Raw genomic sequence first — 22,796 nt, 5'->3', positions numbered from 1 at the left:
GAATACGGACCGAACGCGCCGGAGCACTCCCCGTAGTCGCGTGGCTTGATTTCGACGGTGTCCAGAAAGGGAGAATGGTGCCAGAGGTGCGGAAGGGTCAAGGGTTCTTCACAGGTCTTTACCAGTGACACATCGTCAACGCCCGGGTTCGCGCCCCAGCTGACGCAGCACCGCACGCGGGCGGTTGGTGATGATGGCGTCGATGCCCAGCTCGACGCAGAGATCCACGTCCTCGGGCTCGTTCACCGTCCACACGTGCACCTGGTGGCCGGCCCGCTTCAGCCGCTGGATGTACGCGGGGTGGTTGCGCACGATCCGGATCGAGGGGCCTGCGATCCGGACACCCGCCGGCAGCCGCCCGTCCCGCAGCCGCGGCGACAGGAACTGCAGCAGGTAGACCGTCGGCAGCGCCGGCGACGCGGCCCGCACGCGATGCAGCGACCGCGCCGAGAAGCTCATCACGCGCACCGGCGACTCCGCGGCCGAGGCCGGAGCGTCCAGCCCGAACCGCTTCAGCAGCACAAGGAGCCGCTCCTCCACCTGCCCCGCCCACCGCGTCGGGTGCTTGGTCTCGATGGCGAGCTCCACCCGCCGCCCCGCGTCCGCGACGAGCTCGAGCAGCCGCTCCAGGGTCAGTACGGAGGTGTCCGCCCGGTCCTCCGGCCCGAACTCCCAGTCGGGCTCCTCGTCCCGCCCCTTCCACGCGTCCCGCGACTTCCAGGAGCCGAAGTCCAGGGCGGCCAGCTCGGCGAGCTCCAGCGCCGAGACCGCGCCGCGGCCGTTGGACGTACGGTTGACGCGACGGTCGTGGACACAGACGAGATGGCCGTCCGCCGTCAGGCGTACATCGCATTCGAGGGCGTCGGCACCGTCCTCGATCGCCTTCTTGTACGCGGCCAGGGTGTGCTCCGGGGCCTCTTCGGAGGCGCCCCGGTGGGCGACGACTTGGATCGTGTGCTGCCGTGCGTGGGTCACCGCGTCATGGTGCCACCGCACGGGGGTAGTCGTGCGGTCGGAGGGGCAGAGATTGCACCCCTTTTGCGTGTCATGACCTATATAAGGAACTGAAGAAGACCCACAGGCACCGCTTATGGTGCCCTGACGGCTCATGGGAAAAGCTGACGGCATACAAAAGGACATGCACAGCTGCAGCGCGCCGGACCGTCGACAACGAGAACGGGCGTGACCGAGTGCGACCCAGAAGAACAGCCGTGGACCGAGGAGAGAAGCTGTGAGCACCGAGAACGAGGGCACCGCGGTACCCCCGGCCCCGTCCGCACCCCCCGTGCCGGTGGACGCTCCCGCTCCCTCGGCACCCCATGCCTCCGAGGGGAGCGCCCCGACGGCTCCGCTCCCGCCGGTGCCCCCGAGCGCCCCCGGCGCCCCGGAGCAGGACCTGGTGCACGCGGGCCACGCGCCCGTGTACGCGTCGTCCGAATCGAACGCCCCTCAGGGGAGCAGCGGTTCGGCTCCCGACGCCTCCTGGCCGCCCCCGCCCCCCGCGACCCCGTCCTACTCCGACGGCGGCGCCGGTTCGGGCGACGGCTGGGGATCCTCGTACCAGCAGCAGCCGCCGCCGTCCCCGAAGTCCCGCCGCGGCGGACTCGCCGCCGCGGTCCTGGTCGCCGCGCTGGTCGCCGGCGGCCTGGGCGGCGGTCTCGGCTACACGCTGGCCAAGAACAACGACGACAACTCCGGCTCCACGACCGTCTCCGCGTCCACCAGCGGCGGCCAGGTCAAGCGCGACGCCGGCACGGTCGCGGGCGTCGCCGCCAAGGCGCTGCCGAGCACGGTCACCATCGAGGCCGAGTCGACCAGCGGCGAGGGCGGCACCGGCACCGGGTTCGTCTTCGACACCGAGGGCCACATCGTCACCAACAACCACGTCGTCGCGGACGCCCTCGACGGCGGCAAGCTGACGGCGACCTTCCCGAACGGCAAGAAGTACGACGCCGAGGTGGTCGGCCACGCGCAGGGTTACGACGTAGCGGTCATCAAGCTCAAGAACCCCCCGTCGGACCTCAAGCCCCTGACGCTCGGCGACTCCGACAAGGTGGCCGTCGGCGACTCCACGATCGCCATCGGCGCCCCCTTCGGCCTCTCCAACACGGTGACGACCGGCATCATCAGCGCCAAGAACCGCCCGGTCGCCTCCAGCGACGGCACGAGTTCGGCCGCCTCCTACATGAGCGCCCTCCAGACGGACGCCTCGATCAACCCGGGCAACTCCGGCGGTCCGCTGCTCGACGCCCAGGGCAATGTGATCGGCATCAACTCCGCGATCCAGTCCACCGGCAGCGGCGGCCTGGGCGGCACCAGCCAGTCCGGCTCGATCGGCCTCGGCTTCGCCATCCCGATCAACCAGGCCAAGTACGTCGCCCAGCAGCTGATCCAGACCGGCAAGCCGGTCTACGCGAAGATCGGCGCCTCGGTCTCCCTGGACGACTCCACCAGCGGCGCCAAGATCACCGAGTCGGGCGCCGGCGGTGCCTCCGCGGTCGAGTCCGGCGGCCCCGCCGCCAAGGCCGGCCTCAAGCCCGGTGACGTCATCACCAAGCTCGACGACCGGGTGATCGACTCCGGCCCGACCCTGATCGGCGAGATCTGGACCCACAAGCCGGGCGACAAGGTCACGATCACCTACGAGCGCGACGGCAAGTCCCACACGGTCCAACTCACACTGGGCTCCCGCACCGGCGACAGCTGACCCCGCCGGACCGTTACTCTTGTCCCCGCGCCGCCGATCTCCGGCCGGCGCGGGGAGGCGTGCCCGAGCGGCCGAAGGGAACGGTCTTGAAAACCGTCGTGGCAGCGATGTCACCGTGGGTTCAAATCCCACCGCCTCCGCACAGGGCGTAACCGTGCTCGTCAGATGGGGTGTCTCTCACCGGGAGGCACCCCATCGGCGTTCGTCCGTGCCCGCCACGGGATTGATTGCCCTGGTGGAAGGGGGGTGAGGATCAATTCCCGGTGCGCCAGATTCGGTTCGGTCAGGCCGGTTTCCGGCGGACCGAACACTGGAGAAGCACGCATGTCCCACACCAACGCCGGATCGTTCCGGCGCCATCTGACCGGACCATGGGCGACTCGCAGGATACCGACGCCCGTTCTCGTCGTCATGCAGCTGCTGCTCGTCGCGATCGTCGCCGCCGGCGCGCTCGTGACGAACACCGGGCGGGCGAGCGCGCAGGACGAGCCCGGGGCCGCGCTGTCCCAAGGGTCGCTGCCCGGGGTGATGTACCGCGGCGACTCCCGGTACCCGAACGACATCTTCGCCAACGGGTTCGTCTCGCGTGGTACGAACTACGACCTCGTGGCGCACGTCCGCGGCGACCGGGCGAACAACAGTGGCTACATCTCCACGACGGGTACGCAGAGCGTGGCCGAGCAGTTCGCGCGCAGCCAGGGGATGCGCAACCTCGCCGCGTCCGCCAGTGAGCCGCGCTGTCAGGGGGTGGGGTGGTCGATCGGCCAGTCCATCCCGGTCATCGGCTGGCTCATCACGTCCAGCTGCCAGCACTCGGTGGTCACCGACCGGACCTTCGTCTACACGATCAACCCGCAGTTCGCGCAGTTCATCCTGCACGTCCCGGAGCAGCTGCGGGGCGACCGGTCGCTGCACGACCACTACGCGAGCCAGGACGAGTGGGCCTTCTTCCGCCGGATCCCGCCGCAGGCGATCACCGGCGTGCACATCTACACCATGGAGGGGCGCGCCAACGGCTCGATCCTGATGCCGCAGAGCATCACCTTCCGCCACGACCGCTGGGTGGCGAACCCCAACTACAACCGCAACTTCCGCTACAACCCGATCACCGACCGGGACGCCCACTTCTCCTGGGACACCGGTCTGAACATCCCGCCGATCCAGGCGAACCCGCCCAACCGGGGCTGCGAGGCGATCGAGCGGTGCAGGGGCGGCAACGGCTGAGCCACCGCCGTACCCGCTAGAGCTCGTAGTCCTCGGCCAGCCCCTCCCAGTCCACGTCCCGCAGTGCCGTGACCGCGTCGCGGTCCTCCGGCACCCGGGTCGTGGACTGGAACCATATGACCGTCAGGGCCGAGCGGTAGAGCACCGGGTCGTGGGCCGGGTCGAGGGCCGTGGAGCGGAAGGCGCCGACGCAGGCCACCGGCGGCAGCACCTCGACCGGTCCGAACGCGCCGGCGTACTGGTCCGGGTATTCGCGCGGGGGCGGCACCAGGTGGACCGGACCGGTCGGGAAGGTGCGCCGGGCGTTGTGCAGCAGACCCTTGATCTTCAAGTCGTTGACCGGCTTGCAGGGGTAGCCCTCCAAGAGCCCGCCGTACGTCGACGAGAACCGCACCTCGGACAGGTCGACGGAGCGGCCGGAGGTGAGGATCACGCGGGCAAGCGACATGATCCGCACTCTAGGGCGGTCGTGCATCTGGTTCCTTCTGTTTTCCGGCGCCTTTCCTGGTGCCTGGGTTTCAGGGCCGGTGCCCCGTCATCCGCGCCGCCGACGCGATCGTGGCCCGCGCCTCCCGCTCCGACAGCCCGGTGTTTACGGCCGCGTCGACCAGCGGAGCGACGAGCGCCGGGCCGATGCCGTTCTCGTAGGCACGGCAGGCGGCCCAGAAGAGACGGGTGTTGCGCTGTCCTTCGTGCGCGGCGAGGACGAACTGGACCAGGCCCTGCCCGTGGTCGCCGGCCGAGGGGTGCGTCGCGGGGTGGACGGGGCGCGGCGGCGGCAGGAGCAGGCGGAGCAGGGCGGGCGGGCAGACGGCCGGGGCGAGGTGGGCGGTGCCCGGGGCCGTCGTATAGGCGCCGTGGTCGGTACGGGAGCCGGGGCCGACGAGGTAGCCGCCGGCGCCGCGGATGTCGATGCCGGGGGCGAGGCGGCCGGCCGAGTTGGGGACGGCGGCGTCGGACGGGCCGGTCAGCCATAGGTGGCGGCCGCCGCTGGGCGTGAGCACGACGACCGTGTCGGGGATGGTGAACAGGTGCCGCAGGGCCAGTTCGCGCAGGGCGGTCGAGGAGTCGGTGCCGGTCTTGGTGTCGAGGTCGATGCCGATCAGGTGGTGCGGGGGCAGCCCGCAGGCGATGCCGTAGCCGCTCGCCCAGGGAGCGGCCGCGAACAGTTCGCGGATGCGCGCCGGGTCGGTCGAGGCGTCGTACACCCCGTGGCCGAGGCGGCCGCACTCGCCGTGGCAGCGGTGCGGGTCGGGTTCGTGGCGGTGGGGGGAGCGGAGGGCCGGAAGCTTCGTCCGGGACAGGGGGATGACGGCCAGTCCGCGCTCGGCGGCTGACAGGGCGTGTGCGAGGGCCAGCGTCGTGGCCTGCCGGTCGGTGGTGGCCATGCCTCTATGTTCGTACGCATGTTCGAAAAAGGGAAGGGGAATCGGATGCGACTCGCCGGGCCGAAACGAATTGGCCGGAAATCTGCCGGAACGCTTCACCGCCTGCGGCGCCTGGGGCGGCTTTGCCGTCAATGCCCTGACCTGGGCAGCAGAAGTGGTGAAAGGGGTTTATCGACTTGTCGTAGCACTTGAGTGGGAATCATGGCTTCCGGGCTGGTTCGCCGGGGATTCGGTGGGCAACTCTGGTCTCGCGACGTTGTGCACAGCACCGAGGCGGTCGGCCAACTGCCCTGGTAACAGCCTGACTTGACGTAGTTCCGGCAAGAAGCCGGGTTCTGGAGGAAGAAACATGGCAAGCATCCGTACCGCCCGCGTCATCGCCGCCGTCTCCGCCCTTCCGCTGGCAGCCGCCCTGTTCACCGGCGTCGCGGCGGCGGACAACGGCGGCTTCGCGGACGACGGATCGAACGCGGGTGTCGCGAGCATCGTCGGCAGCGGCGTCGGCCACGACAACAACGGCAACTCGTCCACCACGCAGCAGAACGCGGTCGGCTCCGGCGCCTCGAACCAGAGCAACACCGCCCAGGTCAACGGCTCCGCGTTCACGGCCATCAACCAGGGAAACGAGAACGTCGCCGTCAACTTCACCAACCTCTGGTGAGTCGGCGTCCCTGACTCCCGGCGGCCGGAGAGTCCGGCAGTCGGAGGATCCGGCAGTCGGAGGATCCGGGAGTCGGAGAGCCCGGGAGTCGGAGAGCCCGGGAGTCGGGGGCCCGAGGGGTGTGCTCCGTGGGGTGCAACGCGTCTGCGCGGCGGTGCTTCGGCATCGCCGCGCAGGCGTTTTCGCATGTGGCGGACGCGCCAGCCGGCCGGTCGGGTCCTTGTCCGGCAGGTCATCGCCTTGACAGTGCAAGCTATCTGACGGACAGTCAGAAACTCTCGCGGAGGTCGTGGGAACCCGGACGGCGGCTGCGGTGTACCAGAAGTGTCAATGCAATGCGGCGCGGGACGAGGGGGCGACGGTGGGCGGTGAGCCGGAGGTGAGCGATGAGCTGGGGATGCGGCTGAAGGCGTACGAGGGCCGCGCGGCCGCCGTCGCCGGAAAGGGCAAGGACCCGGTCAACCTGCCCATGATCCGGCACTGGTGCGAGGCGATGGGCGACACCGGTCCGGCGTACGAGGGCCCGGACGCCATAGCCCCGCCCACCATGCTCCAGGCCTGGACGATGGGCGGCCTCTCCGGCCACACGGGCCGCTCCGCGGCGTTCGACGAGCTCCTCGGCCTGCTCGACGAGGCGGGCTGCACCTCGATCGTCGCCACCGACTGCGAGCAGGAGTACGTCAGACCCCTGCGCCCGGGCGACGAGGTCACCTTCGACACCGTGATCGAGTCGGTCTCGGAGCGGAAGACGACAAAACTCGGCACGGGCTACTTCGTCACGACCCGCACGGACGTCCACGCGGGCCCGGACCGGGCCCTGGCCGGCACCCACCGCTTCCGCATCCTCAAGTACGCCCCCGCGGGCCGGAGTCGGCAGCAGGAGCGGCCCCGCCGCCCCCGCCCGGTCGTCAACCGCGACAACGCCGGCTTCTGGGAAGGAGTCGAACAGCACCGCCTCCTCATCCAGCGCTGCACGGCCTGCGACACCCTCCGCTTCCCCTGGCTGCCCGGCTGCAACGCCTGCGGCGCCCCGGACTGGGACACGCTGGAGGCGAGCGGCGAAGGCACGGTCTTTTCGTACGTCGTCATGCACCACCCGCCCTTCCCGGCTTTCACGGCATCTGATCATGCCGCTGACGCGGCGGGTCCCTACGCGGTCGCCCTGGTCGAACTGGCCGAAGGCGTCCGGATGATCAGCAACGTCACAGGACTGCCCTACGACAAGGTCCGCATAGGCCTGCCCGTCCACCTCGAATTCCGGCGGTACGACGACGAGTTGGTGCTGCCCGTGTTCCGCGCCCGGGAGGAGGTCGCATGAGCAGTGAGTACCTGAGGGCCGGCGAGAAGCTGCCGCCCCTGGAGATCCCGATCACCCGCACCCTGATCGTCGCCGGAGCCATCGCCTCCCGCGACTACCAGGACGTGCACCACGACGCCGAGCTGGCCCGGCAGAAGGGCTCTCCGGACATCTTCATGAACATCCTCACGACGAACGGCCTGGTCGGCCGCTACATCACCGACCACTTCGGCCCGACGGCCGTGCTCCGCAAGGTGGCCATCCGGCTCGGGGCGCCCAACTACCCGGGAGACACGATGGTGTTGACGGGCACGGTCGAGGAGGTGGCCGAGGAGCCCGACGCGGCGACGGCGACCGTGCGGGTGGTCGGGGCGAACGGCATCGGCAGACATGTCACGGGCACGGTGACGGTGAGCGTGCCGTCGGTCGGTGATCCGTCGCTCGGCGATCCGGCGGCCACTGAACCGTCGCTCGGCGATCCGTCCAGCGGCATCCCGGCGGGAGGCGACCGGTGAGTGTGCGGACGCGGGACGTACTCGGCGGGCGGGCCGCGATCGCCGGCATCGGGGCCACCGAGTTCTCCAAGGACTCCGGGCGCAGTGAGCTGCGGCTGGCCGTGGAGGCGGTGCGGGCCGCGCTCGACGACGCGGGGCTGACACCGGGGGACGTGGACGGGATGGTCACGTTCACGATGGACACCAGCCCGGAGATCACCGTCGCCCAGGCGGCCGGTATCGGCGAGCTGTCCTTCTTCTCCCGGATCCACTACGGCGGCGGCGCGGCCTGCGCGACGGTCCAGCAGGCGGCGCTCGCGGTGGCCACGGGGGTCGCGGAGGTGGTCGTCTGCTACCGCGCCTTCAACGAGAGATCGGGCCGCCGCTTCGGCTCCGGGGTCCAGCACCGGGAGCCGTCGGCGGAGGGCGCCGCGCTCGGCTGGTCCCTGCCGTTCGGGCTGCTCACCCCGGCGTCCTGGGTGGCGATGGCGGCGCAGCGCTATCTGCACACCTACGGGCTGACCCCGGAGGTCTTCGGGCATGTGGCGGTGGTCGACCGGAAGTACGCGGCGACGAACCCGGCGGCGTACTTCCACGGCCGCCCCATCACCCTCGCCGACCATGCGGCCTCACGCTGGATAGTCGAGCCGCTCAGGCTGCTGGACTGCTGCCAGGAGACCGACGGCGGCCAGGCGATCGTGGTCACCTCGGTGGAGCGCGCCCGGGACCTGCCGAATCCGCCGGCCGTCATCGCGGCGGCCGCCCAGGGCGCGGGCCGCGGCCAGGAGCAGATGACCGGCTTCTACCGGGACGACCTGACCGGCCTGCCGGAGATGGGCGTGGTCGCCCGCCAGCTGTGGCGGACGGCGGGCCTGGGACCGGAGGAGGTGGACGTGGCGATCCTGTACGACCACTTCACGCCGTTCGTGCTGATGCAGCTGGAGGAGTTCGGGTTCTGCGGGAAGGGGGAGGCGGCGGAGTTCGTGGCGGAGGAGAGGGTGCCGATCAACACGCACGGAGGACAGCTCGGGGAGGCGTACCTCCATGGGATGAACGGGATAGCGGAGGGGGTGAGGCAGCTGCGCGGGACGGCGGTGAACCCCATACCCGGGGCGGAGCGGGTCCTGGTCACGGCCGGCACCGGAGTGCCCACGTCCGGCCTGGTCCTGACCTCGGACGACTGACCGGAGGGCCGTCCGCCCGGACGTCCGCTCAGGCGCCCGCCCGCTCGGACCCCGGTGCCTCCCCCAGGGGTCATCCCGCAGTACTCCGGCCCTGTCCGTCCACCTTCAGGAGGTGGAGTCAGCCCCACCCCTACAACCTGAGGCGGAGTCGCCTTCGGGACCTGCGGCCGATGAGCCGGAGGTGCCCTCGCTCATAGCGTGGAGCCATGACCACACCCGTCTGCACCAGCGCTTCGACCGCCGCCGGCCCGGCGACGCAGACCCTGCCGTACCCGTCGTTCGCCTCGTACGTCAGGGCCCGGCAGCCCGTGCTGCTGCGTACCGCCCGGTCGCTGACCGCGAACCCGAGCGACGCCGAGGACCTGCTGCAGACCGCGCTCACCAAGACGTACGTGGCCTGGGAGCGGATCGAGGACCACCGGGCGCTGGACGGCTATGTGCGTCGGGCGCTGCTGAACACGCGCACCTCGCAGTGGCGCAAGCGCAAGGTGGACGAGTTCGTGTGCGAGGAGCTGCCCGAGCCGGAGCCGCTGCCCGGCGGGGAGGACCCGGCCGAGCAGCAGGCGCTGCACGACGCGATGTGGCGGGCGATCATGAAGCTGCCGGACCGGCAGCGGGCGATGGTCGTGCTGAGGTACTACGAGGACCTCAGCGAGGTCCAGACGGCCGAGGTGCTCGGGGTGTCGGTGGGCACGGTCAAGTCGGCGGTGTCGCGGGCGCTCGGGAAACTGCGCGAGGATCCTGAGCTGGTCCTTGTGAGGTAATGCGCCGACCTGGGGGCGGGCGAGGGCCGAGCTGGTGGCAATTGGGGACCGGCGTGACGCGATCGATCACCGGCACCTAGTGACATACCACGCGGTATGTGAGCAGAATCAGCGCCAACCCCTACTACCGCGTAGGCAATGTCGCCCCGGGAGGACGCCGTGCTGAGCACCATGCAGGACGTACCGCTGCTGATCTCGAGGATCCTGACCCACGGGTCACGGATCCACGGCACGTCACAGGTGATCACCTGGACCGGGGAGGGCGGACCGGACCGGCGTTCCTACGCCGAGATCGGGGAGCGCGCGGCGCGGCTGGCCAACGCCCTGCGCGACGAACTGGGCGTCCAGGAGGACGACCGCGTGGCCACGCTGATGTGGAACAACGCCGAGCACGTCGAGGCGTACTTCGCGATCCCGTCCATGGGCGCGGTGCTGCACACGCTCAACCTCCGGCTGCCTCCCGAGCAGTTGGTGTGGATCGTCAACCACGCGGCCGACAAGGCCGTGATCGTCAACGGTTCGCTGCTGCCGCTGCTCGCGCCGCTGCTGGACAAGTTCCCGACGCTGGAGCACATCGTGGTCTCCGGGCCCGGCGACCGTTCCGTCCTCGCCGGGGCCCGTGCGCGGGTGCACGAGTACGAGGAGCTGATCGCGGGGCGGCCGACGACGTACGACTGGCCGGAGCTGGACGAGCGGCGGGCCGCCGCCATGTGCTACACGTCCGGGACGACGGGTGATCCCAAGGGCGTGGTGTACAGCCACCGTTCGATCTACCTGCACTCCATGCAGGTCAACATGGCCCAGTCGATGGGGCTGACGGACCAGGACACCTCACTGGTCGTGGTCCCGCAGTTCCACGTCAACGCCTGGGGCCTGCCGCACGCCACCTTCATGACCGGCGTCAACCTGCTGATGCCGGACCGCTTCCTTCAGCCCGGCCCGCTCGCCGAGATGATCGAGAGCGAGCGGCCGACCCACGCGGCCGCCGTCCCCACCATCTGGCAGGGCCTGCTCGCCGAGCTCACCGCCAAGCCGCGGGACGTCTCCTCCCTCACCCAGGTCACCATCGGCGGCTCGGCCTGTCCGCCCTCCCTCATGGAGGCCTTCGACAGGCTGGGCATGCGGGTCTGCCACGCCTGGGGCATGACGGAGACCTCCCCGCTCGGCACCATCGCCCGCCCGCCGGCCCATGTGGTGGGCACGGACGAGGAGTTGGCGTACCGCCTGACCCAGGGCCGTTTCCCGGCCGGTGTCGAGGCGCGGCTCAGCGGTCCCGGCGGCGAGCGGCTGCCCTGGGACGGTGAGTCGGCCGGCGAGCTGGAGGTGCGCGGCCCCTGGATCGCGGGCGCGTACTACAACGGCCCCGACGGCGAACCCCTGCGCCCCGCCGACAAGTTCAGCGAGGACGGCTGGCTCAAGACCGGCGACGTCGGCACCATCTCCGCCGACGGCTTCCTCACCCTCACCGACCGCGCCAAGGACGTCATCAAGTCCGGCGGCGAGTGGATCTCCTCGGTCGACCTGGAGAACGCGCTGATGTCCCACCCGGACGTCGCCGAGGCCGCGGTGGTCGCCGTACCGGACGAGAAGTGGGGCGAACGCCCGCTCGCCACGGTCGTGTTGAAGGAGGGCTCCACGGCCGACTTCGAGACCCTGCGCGCCTTCCTCGCGAGCGACGTCTGCAAGATCGCCAAGTGGCAGCTCCCGGAGCGCTGGACGATCATCGAGGCGGTGCCGAAGACCAGCGTGGGCAAGTTCGACAAGAAGGTGCTGCGCAGGCGGTACGCGGAGGGTGAGCTGGACGTCACCAAGCTCTGAGCGGGTGCTCTGAAGGAGCGTCACGTCATTGCCGTACGGCGGCCGTCACCGCCGTACGGCAATGACGCTTGACGCTTCTCTGAGACCTCAGTTGGTGCCGATCCGGGCCAGCAGGTCGACGATCCGGGCCTGCACCTCGTTACTCGTGGAGCGTTCGGCGAGGAAGAGCACGGTCTCGCCGGAGGCCAGCCGTGGCAGGTCGGCCTGGTCGACGGCGGCGGTGTAGACGACGAGCGGGGTGCGGTTGAGCTGCCCGTTCGCCCGCAGCCAGTCGATGATCCCGGCCTGCCTCCGGTGCACCTGCATGAGGTCCATGACCACCAGATTGGGCCGGAGCTGCCCCGCCAGCGTCACCGCGTCCGCATCACTCGCGGCCCGCGCCACCTGCATCCCGCGCCGCTCCAGCGTCGCGGTCAACGCCAGCGCGATCTCCGCGTGCTCCTCGATCAGCAACACCCGCGGCGGGTGCTGCTCACTGTCACGCGGCGCAAGCGCCTTCAGGAGTACGGCGGGGTCGGCGCCGTAAGCCGCCTCGCGCGTCGCCTGTCCGAGCCCGGCCGTGACCATGACCGGCACCTCGGCGGCCACGGCGGCCTGCCGCAGCGACTGCAGAGCCGTGCGCGTGATGGGCCCGGTCAGCGGGTCCACGAACAGCGCGGCGGGGAAGGCCGCGATCTGCGCGTCGACCTCCTCGCGCGAATGCACGATCACCGGCCGGTAGCCGCGGTCGCTCAGCGCCTGCTGGGTCGTCACGTCCGGCGCGGGCCACACCAGCAGCCGGCGCGGGTTGTCGAGCGGCTCGGGCGGCAGCTCGTCGTCCATCGGCTGCGGCCGCGGCGGATCGGCGACCTCGATCGCCCCGCCCGGCCCGTCCAGCGGCTCGGGCCCCTCGGCGGCATTCTCGTCCGGTGCGCCTATGGCGTACGACCGTCCGGCGCCCTCGGTCATCGGCGCCAGCCGCGACTGACCGGCCAGCGAGGGCTGCGGCTGCGCCTGCGCCTGCGCGGGCACCTGCTCCCCGGTCGGATGCGGCCGCGCCGCCTGCTCCGGACCCGCCGCGTCGGTCCGCTGGCCCAGCTTGCGACGCCGACCGGAACCGCTCGGGTTGTGCGGCGCGGGAGTCGCCGTCGGCTGCTGCACCTGCGCGGCCTGCCGCGTGAACGGCACGCCCTGCCCCAACGTCCGCACACTGATCGCCCGCCCCTGCGTCGAGTTCGGGTCGACGGCCGCGGCCTCCGCCTCGGCGGGCAAGGGCTGCGCGACCCGCGCCTGAGCCTGAGTGTCGGCGGGCTGTGGGGTTACGGGGGTGCCGGCGCCGTCGACCGTCGGTACGGGTGTGCCCGCGCCGGGGGTGAGCTGGGCGGCACCGGCCTCGTTGGGCAGGGGGTGGCCGGGGGTTTCCGGGCCACCCGGCGCCGGAAGCGGTCGGCCGGTGTTGACCGACGCGGCCTGCCCGGCCGGGGTCTGACCGGGGACGCCCGGGGCCTGGGCCGCCGGTGCGAGACCGGGCTGCGCCGGGACCGGCTGGCCGGGCGCCGGCTGCCCGCCCGGGGCGACGGCACCCTGCGCGGGGACGGCGGCGGTCGCGGGCTGCGGAAGTTGAGGGACGGCCTGACCGGCCGCCGTACCACCCTGGACAGCGGCCTGCGCAACGCCCTGCGCCCCTGCCTCCTGCGCCGGAACCCCCTGCGCGGGCGTCCCGGTCACCGCTCCCGGCTGCGCCACGGCACGGCGACGGCGGCCGGTCGGGGCGGTGGTGGGGTGCGGCTGGGGCGGAGTGTGATCGCCGGACTGATCGTGCGGAACGGCGTCGTGCCGCCCGTCCTCGACCAACCCGTCCCCGGCCCCGGAGAGACCCTGACCGCTCTGGCCGGGGAGCTGAGGCTGGCCGGGGAGTTGGGGCTGGCCCGGGAGTTGCGGCTGCGCCGGGACCGGGGACTGTCCCTGGGCCGCAGGCTGGGGCTGGCCCTGGAGCTGGGGCCGGCCTGCGACCTGGGCCTGCCCACCCGGAAGCTGAGGCTGCCCGGAAACCTGTGCCTGGGCCGGCAGCTGGGGCTGACCCGCAACCGGCGTCTGCCCGAGAACCTGAGCCTGCGCCGGGAGTTGAGGCTGCCCGGGAAGCTGCGGCTGACCTGGCACCTGGACCTGACCGGGGAGCTGGGGCTGGCCCGGCACCTGGACCTGACCGGGGAGCTGGGGCTGGCCCGGCACCTGGATTTGGCCCGCCACCTGCACTTGGCCCGGCAGCTGAGACTGGCCCGGCAGCTGAGACTGGCCCGCCACCTGTACCTGGCCCGGCAGCTGCGGCTGACCTGGCACCTGCGCCTGACCTGGCACCTGCACCTGACCCGGCAGCTGAGGCTGCCCGGCGACCTGGCCCTGAGGCGGAACCGGCGACTGCCCCGGAACCTGCCCCTGCGTGCCCACCGCCTGAGCCTGCCCCTGCACGCCGACCGCCTGTGCCTGCCCCGGAATCTGCGGCTGCGGTTGCCCGTCCGCTCCAACCGGCGCCCCAGGTACGCCACCCGGCGCCCGGTCCGCCTCCGCCGGCGGCAGGGCGAACACCGTACGGGGTCCGGCCTCCTGCGCGGCGGCGCGCTCACCCGCGGCGGCCAGCGCACGGCGACGGCGCCCCGTCGGCTGGCCGTTCTCGACCGGGACAGGCTGGTTGGCCAGAACGGGTTGGTTGCTCGGCACCGGCTGATTGGCGAGGACACCCTGCTCTGCCGAAGCCGAAGCCGAAGCCGAAGCCGAAGCCGAAGCCGACCCCGGACCCGAAGCCGACCCCGGACCCGAAGCTGGAGTCATCGACTGGTCGGTGGCGGACGCCGACCCGGCCGGCAGCGCCGCAGGCAACGCACGCTGTTCGCCGCCGTGCCGCGCCCGCCGCCCCGCGGCCGGTGCCGCCACACCCTGCGCCGGCGCCGGAACACCCTGCGGCGGTACGGTGCCACCGAGCCCCGTACCAACCGCCGCCGCCCCCGCCGCATGCTCGGCGGCAGTCACCACGGCACCCTCGGAGACCCCGCCACCGGCCCCCTCGGCCGACCGCCCGCGCCGTCGCCCGGTACCGCCGGCCACCTCCAGTGCGGCCCCCGTCGCCGCCGCGGCCGCCGCGGACTCCTCGACCGCGCGCCTTCTGCGCCGTCCGGTGGGCGCACCGCCCTCGCCCTCCGGCGCCGTAAAGCCGTCCGAGTCCTCCCCCGGAACCTCGCTCTCCAGGAAGGCGTCGACGGAGGACCGCCGTGCCCGCCGCCCACCGGACGTCTCCCCGGCCCCGGCGTCGGGAACCTCGGCGGGGGCCGCGACGGCCCCGGCCCCGCCCCCGATCGGCACCTCCAGGACATACGCGTTGCCGCTCATGCCCGGCACTTCGTGCGTCTGCAGCACGCCACCGTGGGCGCGCACGATCCCGCGCACGATCGGCTCGTGCACCGGGTCTCCCCCGGCGTACGGCCCGCGCACCTCGATCCGTACGACCTCACCGCGCTGCGCCGCCGCCACGACGACCGTGTTGTCCATGTAACCGCCCGCCGACACGGGCGCGTTGCCGGTCGCGTCGACGCCGGCGACGTCCGCGACGAGGTGCGCGAGCGCGCTCGCGAGCCGCTGCGGATCGACCTCGGCCTCGATGGGCGGCGCGTGCACGGCGAACTGCACCCGCCCCGGCCCGATCAGCTCGACAGCCCCGTCTACACCCGCCGCGACGACGGCGTCGAGCATCACCTTCGTACGACTGATCTGCTCGCTGCCGGTGTCCAGCCGCTGGTACCCGAGGACGTTGTCGATCAGAGTCGTGATCCGCGAGTAGCCGGCGGAGAGATGGTGCAGCACCTGGTTGGCCTCGGGCCACAACTGCCCGGCGTCGTCGGCGGCCAGCGCGGCGAGCTCGCGCCGCAGTTCGTCCAGCGGCCCGCGCAAGGAACGCCCGAGCAGCGTCGACAGCTGGTCGTACCGCCCGGCCAGCGCCTCGTACCGGTCCGCCTCGCGCTCCCCGAGCGCGGCGTACCGGTCCTCGCCGGCGGCGATCTCCTCGTCGTGCTGCTCCTGGAGGTCCTCGACCTCGGTGACGTGCTTCTGGCGCAGCGCGGTCAGTTCGGAGGCGTGGTCCTCGTCGAGCCGCTCCAGTTCCGCCGCGTGCCGCTTCTCCAGCGCGGACTTCTCGTCGACCAGGGCGTCGTACGGCCGCCGGTCGGTGAAGGTCATCACGGCGCCGACGAGCTGGTCGCCGTCGCGCACGGGTGCGGTGGTGAGGTCGACGGAGACCTTCTGCCCGCCCTTGGCGAACAGCACCTGCCCGCGCACCCGGTGCTTGCGCCCGGAGCGCAGGGTGTCGGCGAGCGGCGACTCCTCGTACGGGAACGGGGTGCCGTCGACGCGCGAGTGCAGCACGAGGTCGTGCAGGGCCTTGCCGCCGAGGTCGCTGGCCCGATAGCCCAGTATCTGAGCGGCGGCCGGGTTGACGAGCACGATCCGCCCGTCGGTGTCGGTCCCGACGACCCCCTCCGCCGCAGCCCGCAGAATCATCTCGGTCTGCCGCTGCGACCGCGCGAGCTCGGCCTCGGTGTCGACGGTCCCGGTCAGGTCGCGCACGACGAGCATCAGCAGCTCGTCGCCGCTGTAGCCGTAACCGTCGTAAGCCTGCTGAGGGTTCTCGAGATTGGCGCTGGTGACCTCGACCGGGAACTCGACGCCGTCGGTCCGCCGCGCGATCATCCGCGTCGGCTTGGTCCGCCCGACGGGGTCCATGTGGTCGGGCCGTCGCATGGACCCGGGGATCAGCTTGGAGTCGAACTGCGGCAGCAGATCGAGCAGCCCGCGCCCGACCAGCGCCGTCCCCGGCGCCTCGAACGCCTCAAGTGCGATCGTATTGGCATTTACGACGGTCCCATTGGCGTTGACCAGCACCAACGCGTCGGGCAGCGCGTCGAGTATGGCTGCGAGGCGAGCAGCGCCTCGGGATGGCCTGCTGCTCACGAGACGCTTCCTCCCTGTTACCGCACCTTGCCGACCGCTCGGGCCATCTTGCCAACCGGCCCGCGACGTGTCACGCGAGGGAGTCTAAGCGCAGTGCCCGCACCGGCGACGCCGGATGAGAGGGAGGTCGCACGACGAAGTGAAGCAGAACGTGTGACCGCATCACCGCCCCACCACGTGGCCTGCACACCACCACGCTCCCGACCTGCCCCGGACTCCCCGAGACCTTCGCGGGACCTTTACGGAGCCGGTGTCAACACGGTGCGGAACCTGTGCGCGGAGCCACGTGCCCAGACGGTCGCCCCCCGTCTCCTCCGCCCCCCGTCTCCTTCGTTGTTCTCCTCCGTTCCCGTTCGTTCCCGTTCGTTCCTCTTCTCGTTCGTTCTTTTCGTTACGACTGTCCGTGCGGACGCAGATCGGGGAGCAGCGGGACGAGTCGGTCCCAGCGCCCGATCTGGCATCCGTCGCTCCGGTCGTACGACGCGTCGACGCGCCGCCCGGCCCAGACGCCGGTGACGTGCGCGGTGGCGGGGCCGCCGTACTGCATGGTGCAGATGCTGCCGCCCGGCACGGGGGCGAAGGTGTCGGTGCCCCACCGGGTCCGGCGATCGAGGGAGGCACAGGCGCCGGCCACGTCCGGGTGATCGCCGCTGCCGGGGTGGCAGTACAGCTGGTACGTCCCGTCCCTGCCGGCGCCGGCGTTGCGCACGGTGACGGTGAGGTGGTCGCCGGGGCGGTCCTCGTCTCGGGCGGGCGGGGGTGCGAGGGGGAGGGCGACGGGGGCGAGGTCCGGGCGGGTTGCGCCGGTGCGCGCGACGTCGGCGTGGGCGACCCCGGGCACGAGGGAGGAGGCGGCGGTGGCGGCCGTGGCGAGGAGGAGGAGCCGGACGAGGCGCGGGCGGGGCCGAGGACTGCTCTGGGTGACCTGCAACATGACCTTACTAACGCGGGGCCGGGCGGGACGTTGCGGACGCCGCCCCGGCACGGCCAGGGCCGCCGCTCGCCCCCCGACAAGGCCTTTGCTCTGCGGCCCGGCTGCCTAGTACCGTGGAAGCCGATTGGTGACAGCACGCTCGACTGTGTCATCATCTGCACGCACCACTCGCGCTCGCGCGGGCGGCTGTGCTGGAGGCGTCGCCTAGTCCGGTCTATGGCGCCGCACTGCTAATGCGGTTTGGGACTTCAATCCCATCGAGGGTTCAAATCCCTCCGCCTCCGCGCTTGATCACCGAAGCCCCGGTCCACCCGACCGGGGCTTCGTCGTTCGCAAGGGCCCATAGAGGCGTCTCCGCAGGTCACAAGGGGTAGACCAAACGGATTTCACATGGCGGCGGCAGTCATGTAATGTTCTTCCTGTCGCCGCGAGCGGCCGAAAGGTCACGGAGCGGCGGGAAAACAAAACAAGCACTCGTAGCTTAACGGATAGAGCATCTGACTACGGATCAGAAGGTTGCAGGTTCGAATCCTGCCGAGTGCACAGCAGGTCGGAAGCCCCGGGTCACTCCGGGGCTTCCGGCGTTTCGGGGTGTCCGTGCCTCGGTCGGCTCGTGCCTCCGGTCGTCACGGTTGGCTCTCGATGCCGATCTGTGCCCTCGGCCACAGCCAACGGGTCGCGCGTGGGCGCATACTAAGGACGATGACAAAGCCTGCAGCACCGAAGCGTCACTTGCCCACCAGCCCCTTCAAGGCCCCGGCCACGCTGGTCCCCAAGCACTTCGCCGTGGGCGACCAGGTCACGCACGACATGTACGGTCTCGGCCGGGTGATCGGCATCGAGGACGGAATCGCGGCACTCGTCGATTTCGGCTCCTCGCAAATGCGGATCTTGAGCCCGTACTCCAAGATGACCAAGCTGTAGAACCACGGAAGAGAGTCCTCTCATCGACCAGACGTCGCTGTTCTCCGCTCTGGAAGGGCAACCCCGCCTTTCCACCGCGGCGTCGCCGCTACCCACGACAAACCCTTTCCAGGCCCCGGACTTCGGGGATGACGAGAGCTTCCCGCTCGAAGACTCGGGAACGACGGGTCAGGCCGGTCGTTCAGTTTCCTGAAACAGGGTTTGCCTCCGGGTTCGCCGCCCAATGATCCACGAGCGCCGGCCACCATTCCGGGTGCTCGTTCACGACCTGGACGAGTGCGGGGCACGTGCCCCGCATCGCCAGAGCGAAGCTCTCCCAGCCGCCGTAGCCCCGCACCTCGGGGTTGCGTGAGGAGATCACGAGACCGTAGGACAGCACGTCGGCGAGCATGCGCGCCAGACAGAGAACCCGGATCCGCCGTTTCTCGTCCGACGGAATACCGGCGTTCTCGTAGAAGTGGGCGTGCAGCCAGTGCTCTGCGGCGAGGCAGTTCTCGAAGTACTGGATCCGCTCCATTCCGTTGTAGATGGCGGTCGCGGCGGCTATGCCGTTGTTGATGGTGGTCTGCCGCGTGAGTTCCCGGGTCTGCCAAGCCGCGACAAGCAACGACACCACCACGCCCACGGACGCGATCAGCCCGAATATGTTGGTCACTTGGCCCCCCCGGGCGCAGAGTAACGATGCTCTACCCCTGGCCGGTGATCCATTAACGGCCACATCGGTCAGGCGAGGACGCCGACCCCGGGCGTGACCAGGAACGTACTCACGGACCCCACCGGTCCGGCCCCACTCCCCGCCAGTCGATCCACTGCACCCCCGCCACCTCGGCCGGGTCGATCTCCAGGCCGGCCCGGCGGAGGAACTCGGACAGGTCGGTCGGGTTGTGGGCCAGGCCGAGGATCTCGCCGTCGACGCGGACGCGTCGGCCGCCGGCCGGTGCGGGCGGGTGGACGATCACGCGTATCGGGCCGGAGGCGCCTTCGGGGTCGTCCGGGAGGTACGGCTCCGCGTTCCCGCGCGTCACGGGAGGACCTTCAGTCGCCGCCAGGCCGCGGGGCTCGGCCGGCGTTGCTGCCAGTAGGGGTGGAAGAACAGCTCGGACGACAGACGGTGCAGCCGCCGACGCAGCTCGGTGCGGTCGGGCTGCTCCGCGAGCCGGTGGTAGGTGGCGCTCCACTCCTGCTGCGCCCGGACGAGGTCGGCGGGGAACGGTCGCATGGCTGAATTCAAGCATGTGTTCGATTTATGCGTCCATCGAGGAGGACGGTGCGCGTGTCCGGGGCGCCGGCGGACGTCGCCGACCACGATGCGAACGTCGTCCGTCCGCTGGATCGCCATACTGGACCTCCTCCGCCCGGAACCGTGCTCGACACCGACCTGAGAAGGACCGATCTCGTGATCATCTTTGGCACCAAGGGATACCTGTACCAGCTCGCGATACTCACGCTGGTGTGCGGCGGCTGCGGCAACCCCGCCGCGCACACGCTCAGGAAGCGCGTCACGAAGTTCACGCTGTTCTTCGTGCCGCTGTTCCCCTTCTCCACGAAGTACGCGACGCAGTGCACCTTCTGCGGCACGGAGCAGAAGGTGACGAAGGAACAGGCCGAGCAGTTGCAGGCGCAGGCCGCGGGCGCGCCCGGCGCCCAGGCGTACGGACAGCAGCCGCAGCAGCCGTATCGGCATCCCGGGGTCTGAACGGTCGGACGAGGACGTCGAAAAGGCCCCGGGAGGACATTCCCGGGGCCTCTTGCGTCGGCGTTCGATGGGCGGTTGTTCGATGGGCAGTTGAGAGCAACGGTCGGGTACGGGATCAAGCCGCCGCCTCCGCCAGGCGGTGGAACGCCTCCGTGGTGTGCGGGTGGGCGATCTCGTCCAGGAGGTGGCGCCAGTCGGGGTCGGCGAGGGACGGGTGGGCCTGGTCCCAGGCGGCGAGGAGCGGGGCGAGGTCGTTCTCGCGCGGGGCCGTGGCCGCGGGGGAGGGGGAGGCGCTCGACCTGGTGGGCTTCAGCGGCTTCATCGGGATTTCCCTTCGAGTGGATCCGACGGGGGCAGGTTCGATGCTTCTACGATGCCGCCATCCGGCCGCCGCCACCATGAAGCGTCCTACCGGATCGGGGGTGTAGCTGGCCGTACTCCGAGGGGGGCTGCCCTCCCCCCTGAGGTTTCCCCGGTAGGCGAAACAACTCGCGCGCGTTGCCCCCTGCCGCATGCGTATCGTCGGGCGTGGGACGGCGTGGGACGGCGTGGGAGGGGGCGGAGGCGGTGGGGCGGAGGCGTTACGTCGCCCGAGGGGTGCCCGGGGGATACCGCATCTGGGACAACCATGGGCGGCGCTGGTGGGGCGATCTCTACGAGCTGTGCCCCGACGACCTTCTGACGGAGCTCAACGGCCAGGCCGACGGCGAGCGGATCACCGCGCTGCTGAAGCGGTACCGGGCCCTCAGACGGTGAGCCCGGCCGGCCGGATTCCTCGCCTCAGTCCGTCCGGCGATGCTCCTCCAGGTACCCAGCCGCCAACGGGCTCGCACGGGTGAACCAGTCGGTCAGGACCGCGATCTCGGCGGGCGAGTAGTCGGCGAAGAGTGCCATCAGGCGGGCGTAGTACGGCTCGTAGAGCTCGCGGACCCTCGCCTCCGCGTCCGGCAGGGCCGCCACGCGGACCCGGCGGCGGTCGGTCGGGTCGGGGCGGCGGGTGACGTAACCCGCGCGTTCGAGGCGGTTGAGGATGCCGGTGACCGCGCCCGTGGTGACATGCGCGCGGGCCGCCAGGTCGCCGGCCGTGAGGAGGTTCTGGCCGGCCTCGATGACGTAGGCGAAGCAGGTCAGGTCGGTGACGTTCAGGCCCACCCGCTGGGCCATCTCCTGCTGGCCGATCATGCTGGTCGCGATGAGGTGGTCCATGGCCGACAGCGCCTGGGCCGGTGTCGCGGGCGGGCGCGGCTTGGCTTGCATTCCGGATTCCCGATTCCCTTAGCTCGTGAGAGTTTTCTGGGCTAAATTTCTTAGATGGTGAGAGATTCCCGGGCGGGGAGTCTCGTGTGGAGTCTCGCGGGGAGTCCCTCGAAGGGTCTCTTCCGGCCGTGATCTGGAGGCGGGCACATGAGTGCACATCAGTATGACGAGGGGCATACGGTCGCCGGGTGGACCGGTTTCGCGGTCGCGACCGTCGGGACGGTGGTGCTCGGGCTGGGCGTGTGTACGGTCTCGGTCGCGATCCTGGCCGCCGGGCTCGGGATCGTGGCGGTGAGCCTCCTGGTCACCTGGGCCCTGCACCTCGCAGGGTGGGGCAAGCCGCCCGGGCGGCGGCCGCGGGAGCAGTGGGGATGGCGGGCGCGCGATCTGACGGCCCGGGAGGGGCATCCCGGGTGCGTGGGGTGCCGCCTGGCGGGGCGCCGGGTTCGTACGGTCGTGTCGTACGGGGGTGAGGTCGCCGCCGGTGCCGGGTCCCCGGCGCCTGCCCGCGCCACCGAAAACGTGCGCTGACCTGCGCGAATGCCTGCCTCTTCGGCCGTTGTCAGTGGCGCCCTCTACTCTCGGGAGCAATGGCACAGGCATGGAAGTGCTCGGGGCTGCGGTGGGCGGCAGGTGGTCCCGCGCTGGTGTGGGACGGTGGTCGGCGCAGTGCGCTGACCTGGGGGAAACGGGTGGCCTTCGGGGTCGCGGACGGGGGTGTGCGGACGTGTGTGGGAGCGCGGGGGAATCCGTGTCCGGTACGGGCGGTGGTGCCGGGGCGGAGCACGGGGGCGCGGTGCGAGGAGTGTGCGCGGCTGGACCGGGCGCACTCCGTGGCCGCCGACACGATCGCGGACGATCCACGGCCGTACCACGTGTATCTGGCGTGGTTCGGGCCCGGCATGATCAAGGTTGGGATCACCGCCGAAGAGCGGGGCTCGGCGCGGCTGCTTGAGCAAGGTGCCGTCTGCTTCAGCTGGTTGGGACTCGGGCCACTGATGGCCGCCCGGCGCACGGAGGAGCTGCTGCGGGCCGCGCTCCGGGTGCCGGACCGGATTCCGTACGGCGAGAAGCGGGCCGTGCGGTCCCGGTTGCCGGGGTCGGCGGCGGAGCGGGCGGCCGAGGTGGAGGCGTTGCACGGGCGGGCCGCCCGGCTGGCCGAGTGGCCGGAGTCGCTGACGCGGGAGCCGTGCCAAGTGGTCGATCACGTCGGGGTGTTCGGGCTGGCGGGGCTGCCGGGGGCGGTCGGGGAGGTGGGCGAGCTGGTCGCGGGCTGCTGGGTGAGCGGGGAACTGGTCGCGGCGGCGGGACCCGATCTGCACCTCGCGACCGGGCGCGGGGTGGTCGTGCTGGACACCCGGCTGATGACGGGGTGGGACCTTGTGCCGGCGGCCGAGGGGGAGGCCGGATTCACCGTCCCGGTAAGGGAGTTCAAGGAGGCCGCGGGGGTTCAGGACGGGCTGTTCTGACC

23 protein-coding genes and 3 tRNA genes are annotated in these 22,796 nt (G+C 71.3%); 16 read left to right on the top strand and 10 right to left on the bottom strand.

The features are described from left to right. Nucleotides 1-135: 135 nt before the first annotated feature. Nucleotides 136-975 (bottom strand): glycerophosphodiester phosphodiesterase, encoded by an 840-nt coding sequence (locus ACQEWB_RS24035; RefSeq protein WP_432834268.1) that lies wholly within the window; start codon nucleotides 973-975, stop codon nucleotides 136-138. A 256-nt stretch (nucleotides 976-1,231) separates the two neighbouring features. Here ACQEWB_RS24035 and ACQEWB_RS24030 point away from each other — a divergent pair, with 256 nt between their 5' ends. From ACQEWB_RS24030 to ACQEWB_RS24020, 3 genes are all read left to right on the top strand, one after another. After that, a complete protein-coding gene (locus tag ACQEWB_RS24030) occupies nucleotides 1,232-2,707 on the top strand; it encodes a S1C family serine protease (RefSeq protein WP_432834266.1) in 1,476 nt (491 codons plus the stop codon). A 53-nt stretch (nucleotides 2,708-2,760) separates the two neighbouring features. After that, nucleotides 2,761-2,847, top strand: a tRNA-Ser gene (locus tag ACQEWB_RS24025). Nucleotides 2,848-3,031: 184 nt separating this feature from the next. Further along, the gene (locus tag ACQEWB_RS24020) at nucleotides 3,032-3,931 is read left to right on the top strand and encodes a hypothetical protein (RefSeq protein WP_432834264.1); all 900 of its coding nucleotides are present in this window, start codon (nucleotides 3,032-3,034) and stop codon (nucleotides 3,929-3,931) included. A 16-nt stretch (nucleotides 3,932-3,947) separates the two neighbouring features. Here the strand turns inward: ACQEWB_RS24020 and ACQEWB_RS24015 are convergent, their stop codons facing one another. After that, entirely contained in the window at nucleotides 3,948-4,379 is a 432-nt protein-coding gene (locus ACQEWB_RS24015) for a hypothetical protein (protein WP_432834262.1), read from the bottom strand. 70 nt (nucleotides 4,380-4,449) lie between these two features. Continuing rightward, nucleotides 4,450-5,319: a bifunctional DNA primase/polymerase gene (locus ACQEWB_RS24010; RefSeq protein WP_432834260.1), complete on the bottom strand. Its 870-nt coding sequence runs from the start codon at nucleotides 5,317-5,319 to the stop codon at nucleotides 4,450-4,452. 349 nt (nucleotides 5,320-5,668) lie between these two features. Here ACQEWB_RS24010 and ACQEWB_RS24005 point away from each other — a divergent pair, with 349 nt between their 5' ends. The 6 genes from ACQEWB_RS24005 to ACQEWB_RS23980 all read left to right on the top strand — a co-directional run bounded on the left by ACQEWB_RS24005 (nucleotide 5,669) and on the right by ACQEWB_RS23980 (nucleotide 11,537). Beyond that, nucleotides 5,669-5,980, top strand: coding sequence for a hypothetical protein (locus ACQEWB_RS24005; protein WP_242768202.1), 312 nt, complete (start codon nucleotides 5,669-5,671; stop codon nucleotides 5,978-5,980). A gap of 397 nt (nucleotides 5,981-6,377) precedes the next feature. Next, a complete protein-coding gene (locus ACQEWB_RS24000; RefSeq protein ID WP_432843975.1) occupies nucleotides 6,378-7,298 on the top strand; it encodes a bifunctional MaoC family dehydratase N-terminal/OB-fold nucleic acid binding domain-containing protein in 921 nt (306 codons plus the stop codon). 11 nt (nucleotides 7,299-7,309) lie between these two features. Further along, complete coding sequence (locus ACQEWB_RS23995) at nucleotides 7,310-7,792, top strand: MaoC family dehydratase (protein WP_432843973.1); 483 nt, start codon at nucleotides 7,310-7,312, stop codon at nucleotides 7,790-7,792. After that, on the top strand, nucleotides 7,789-8,955 hold the full coding sequence (locus ACQEWB_RS23990) for a lipid-transfer protein (RefSeq protein WP_432834258.1): 1,167 nt from the start codon (nucleotides 7,789-7,791) through the stop codon (nucleotides 8,953-8,955). The genes ACQEWB_RS23995 and ACQEWB_RS23990 overlap by 4 nt, the downstream gene beginning before the upstream one ends. A gap of 206 nt (nucleotides 8,956-9,161) precedes the next feature. Further along, nucleotides 9,162-9,719 carry a SigE family RNA polymerase sigma factor gene (locus tag ACQEWB_RS23985; protein WP_432834256.1) on the top strand — a complete coding sequence of 186 codons (558 nt, stop codon included), beginning with the start codon at nucleotides 9,162-9,164 and terminating at the stop codon, nucleotides 9,717-9,719. A gap of 138 nt (nucleotides 9,720-9,857) precedes the next feature. Next, a complete protein-coding gene (locus ACQEWB_RS23980; protein ID WP_432834254.1) occupies nucleotides 9,858-11,537 on the top strand; it encodes a long-chain fatty acid--CoA ligase in 1,680 nt (559 codons plus the stop codon). An 87-nt stretch (nucleotides 11,538-11,624) separates the two neighbouring features. Here the strand turns inward: ACQEWB_RS23980 and ACQEWB_RS23975 are convergent, their stop codons facing one another. Both ACQEWB_RS23975 and ACQEWB_RS23970 read right to left on the bottom strand, forming a co-directional pair. Next, nucleotides 11,625-16,514 (bottom strand): PAS domain-containing protein, encoded by a 4,890-nt coding sequence (locus ACQEWB_RS23975; RefSeq protein ID WP_432834252.1) that lies wholly within the window; start codon nucleotides 16,512-16,514, stop codon nucleotides 11,625-11,627. Nucleotides 16,515-16,905: 391 nt separating this feature from the next. Then, entirely contained in the window at nucleotides 16,906-17,448 is a 543-nt protein-coding gene (locus ACQEWB_RS23970; RefSeq protein ID WP_432834250.1) for an SSI family serine proteinase inhibitor, read from the bottom strand. A gap of 193 nt (nucleotides 17,449-17,641) precedes the next feature. On the opposite strand from ACQEWB_RS23970, the gene ACQEWB_RS23965 reads away from it, so the two are divergent. The 3 genes from ACQEWB_RS23965 (at nucleotide 17,642) to ACQEWB_RS23955 (ending at nucleotide 18,372) form a co-directional block, all read left to right on the top strand. After that, nucleotides 17,642-17,732 (top strand) — tRNA-Ser (locus tag ACQEWB_RS23965). Nucleotides 17,733-17,918: 186 nt separating this feature from the next. Further along, nucleotides 17,919-17,991, top strand: a tRNA-Arg gene (locus tag ACQEWB_RS23960). 159 nt (nucleotides 17,992-18,150) lie between these two features. Next, nucleotides 18,151-18,372 (top strand): hypothetical protein, encoded by a 222-nt coding sequence (locus tag ACQEWB_RS23955; protein WP_432834248.1) that lies wholly within the window; start codon nucleotides 18,151-18,153, stop codon nucleotides 18,370-18,372. 181 nt (nucleotides 18,373-18,553) lie between these two features. On the opposite strand, the gene ACQEWB_RS23950 is transcribed toward ACQEWB_RS23955, so the two are convergent. From ACQEWB_RS23950 to ACQEWB_RS23940, 3 genes are all read right to left on the bottom strand, one after another. Next, complete coding sequence (locus ACQEWB_RS23950; protein WP_432834246.1) at nucleotides 18,554-19,027, bottom strand: hypothetical protein; 474 nt, start codon at nucleotides 19,025-19,027, stop codon at nucleotides 18,554-18,556. A 109-nt stretch (nucleotides 19,028-19,136) separates the two neighbouring features. Beyond that, complete coding sequence (locus ACQEWB_RS23945; RefSeq protein WP_432843971.1) at nucleotides 19,137-19,331, bottom strand: hypothetical protein; 195 nt, start codon at nucleotides 19,329-19,331, stop codon at nucleotides 19,137-19,139. Between the two features lie 62 nt (nucleotides 19,332-19,393). After that, on the bottom strand, nucleotides 19,394-19,591 hold the full coding sequence (locus tag ACQEWB_RS23940) for a hypothetical protein (RefSeq protein ID WP_432834244.1): 198 nt from the start codon (nucleotides 19,589-19,591) through the stop codon (nucleotides 19,394-19,396). 177 nt (nucleotides 19,592-19,768) lie between these two features. On the opposite strand from ACQEWB_RS23940, the gene ACQEWB_RS23935 reads away from it, so the two are divergent. Continuing rightward, on the top strand, nucleotides 19,769-20,068 hold the full coding sequence (locus tag ACQEWB_RS23935; RefSeq protein ID WP_432834242.1) for a zinc-ribbon domain-containing protein: 300 nt from the start codon (nucleotides 19,769-19,771) through the stop codon (nucleotides 20,066-20,068). Between the two features lie 115 nt (nucleotides 20,069-20,183). Here ACQEWB_RS23935 and ACQEWB_RS23930 read toward each other — a convergent pair whose 3' ends face one another. Next, on the bottom strand, nucleotides 20,184-20,390 hold the full coding sequence (locus ACQEWB_RS23930) for a hypothetical protein (RefSeq protein ID WP_432834240.1): 207 nt from the start codon (nucleotides 20,388-20,390) through the stop codon (nucleotides 20,184-20,186). Nucleotides 20,391-20,635: 245 nt separating this feature from the next. On the opposite strand from ACQEWB_RS23930, the gene ACQEWB_RS23925 reads away from it, so the two are divergent. Continuing rightward, nucleotides 20,636-20,824 carry a hypothetical protein gene (locus ACQEWB_RS23925; protein ID WP_432834238.1) on the top strand — a complete coding sequence of 63 codons (189 nt, stop codon included), beginning with the start codon at nucleotides 20,636-20,638 and terminating at the stop codon, nucleotides 20,822-20,824. A 24-nt stretch (nucleotides 20,825-20,848) separates the two neighbouring features. On the opposite strand, the gene ACQEWB_RS23920 is transcribed toward ACQEWB_RS23925, so the two are convergent. Beyond that, complete coding sequence (locus ACQEWB_RS23920) at nucleotides 20,849-21,325, bottom strand: MarR family winged helix-turn-helix transcriptional regulator (protein WP_432834236.1); 477 nt, start codon at nucleotides 21,323-21,325, stop codon at nucleotides 20,849-20,851. 147 nt (nucleotides 21,326-21,472) lie between these two features. On the opposite strand from ACQEWB_RS23920, the gene ACQEWB_RS23915 reads away from it, so the two are divergent. After that, nucleotides 21,473-21,856 (top strand): HGxxPAAW family protein, encoded by a 384-nt coding sequence (locus tag ACQEWB_RS23915; RefSeq protein ID WP_432834234.1) that lies wholly within the window; start codon nucleotides 21,473-21,475, stop codon nucleotides 21,854-21,856. A 59-nt stretch (nucleotides 21,857-21,915) separates the two neighbouring features. After that, nucleotides 21,916-22,794: a DUF2797 domain-containing protein gene (locus tag ACQEWB_RS23910; protein WP_432834232.1), complete on the top strand. Its 879-nt coding sequence runs from the start codon at nucleotides 21,916-21,918 to the stop codon at nucleotides 22,792-22,794. Nucleotides 22,795-22,796: the final 2 nt, after the last annotated feature.

The sequence above is a fragment of the Streptomyces sp. CA-249302 genome (assembly GCF_050936785.1).
In the GTDB taxonomy this organism is placed as follows: Bacteria; Actinomycetota; Actinomycetes; order Streptomycetales; family Streptomycetaceae; genus Streptomyces.
The sequence above is the reverse complement of the archived record's forward strand: the minus strand, read 5'-3'. Positions and strand labels throughout refer to the sequence as shown.

What these genes read in the sequence shown, in the direction of transcription:
- ACQEWB_RS24020 (WP_432834264.1), top strand. Translation starts at nt 3,032, where the DNA reads ATGTCCCACACCAACGCCGGATCGTTCCGGCGCCATCTGACCGGACCA.
- ACQEWB_RS24015 (WP_432834262.1), bottom strand. Translation starts at nt 4,379, where the DNA reads ATGTCGCTTGCCCGCGTGATCCTCACCTCCGGCCGCTCCGTCGACCTG.
- ACQEWB_RS24010 (WP_432834260.1), bottom strand. Translation starts at nt 5,319, where the DNA reads ATGGCCACCACCGACCGGCAGGCCACGACGCTGGCCCTCGCACACGCC.
- ACQEWB_RS24005 (WP_242768202.1), top strand. Translation starts at nt 5,669, where the DNA reads ATGGCAAGCATCCGTACCGCCCGCGTCATCGCCGCCGTCTCCGCCCTT.
- ACQEWB_RS24000 (WP_432843975.1), top strand. Translation starts at nt 6,378, where the DNA reads ATGCGGCTGAAGGCGTACGAGGGCCGCGCGGCCGCCGTCGCCGGAAAG.
- ACQEWB_RS23985 (WP_432834256.1), top strand. Translation starts at nt 9,162, where the DNA reads ATGACCACACCCGTCTGCACCAGCGCTTCGACCGCCGCCGGCCCGGCG.
- ACQEWB_RS23980 (WP_432834254.1), top strand. Translation starts at nt 9,858, where the DNA reads ATGTCGCCCCGGGAGGACGCCGTGCTGAGCACCATGCAGGACGTACCG.
- ACQEWB_RS23970 (WP_432834250.1), bottom strand. Translation starts at nt 17,448, where the DNA reads ATGTTGCAGGTCACCCAGAGCAGTCCTCGGCCCCGCCCGCGCCTCGTC.
- ACQEWB_RS23955 (WP_432834248.1), top strand. Translation starts at nt 18,151, where the DNA reads ATGACAAAGCCTGCAGCACCGAAGCGTCACTTGCCCACCAGCCCCTTC.
- ACQEWB_RS23940 (WP_432834244.1), bottom strand. Translation starts at nt 19,591, where the DNA reads ATGCGACCGTTCCCCGCCGACCTCGTCCGGGCGCAGCAGGAGTGGAGC.
- ACQEWB_RS23930 (WP_432834240.1), bottom strand. Translation starts at nt 20,390, where the DNA reads ATGAAGCCGCTGAAGCCCACCAGGTCGAGCGCCTCCCCCTCCCCCGCG.
- ACQEWB_RS23920 (WP_432834236.1), bottom strand. Translation starts at nt 21,325, where the DNA reads ATGCAAGCCAAGCCGCGCCCGCCCGCGACACCGGCCCAGGCGCTGTCG.
- ACQEWB_RS23915 (WP_432834234.1), top strand. Translation starts at nt 21,473, where the DNA reads ATGAGTGCACATCAGTATGACGAGGGGCATACGGTCGCCGGGTGGACC.
- ACQEWB_RS23910 (WP_432834232.1), top strand. Translation starts at nt 21,916, where the DNA reads ATGGCACAGGCATGGAAGTGCTCGGGGCTGCGGTGGGCGGCAGGTGGT.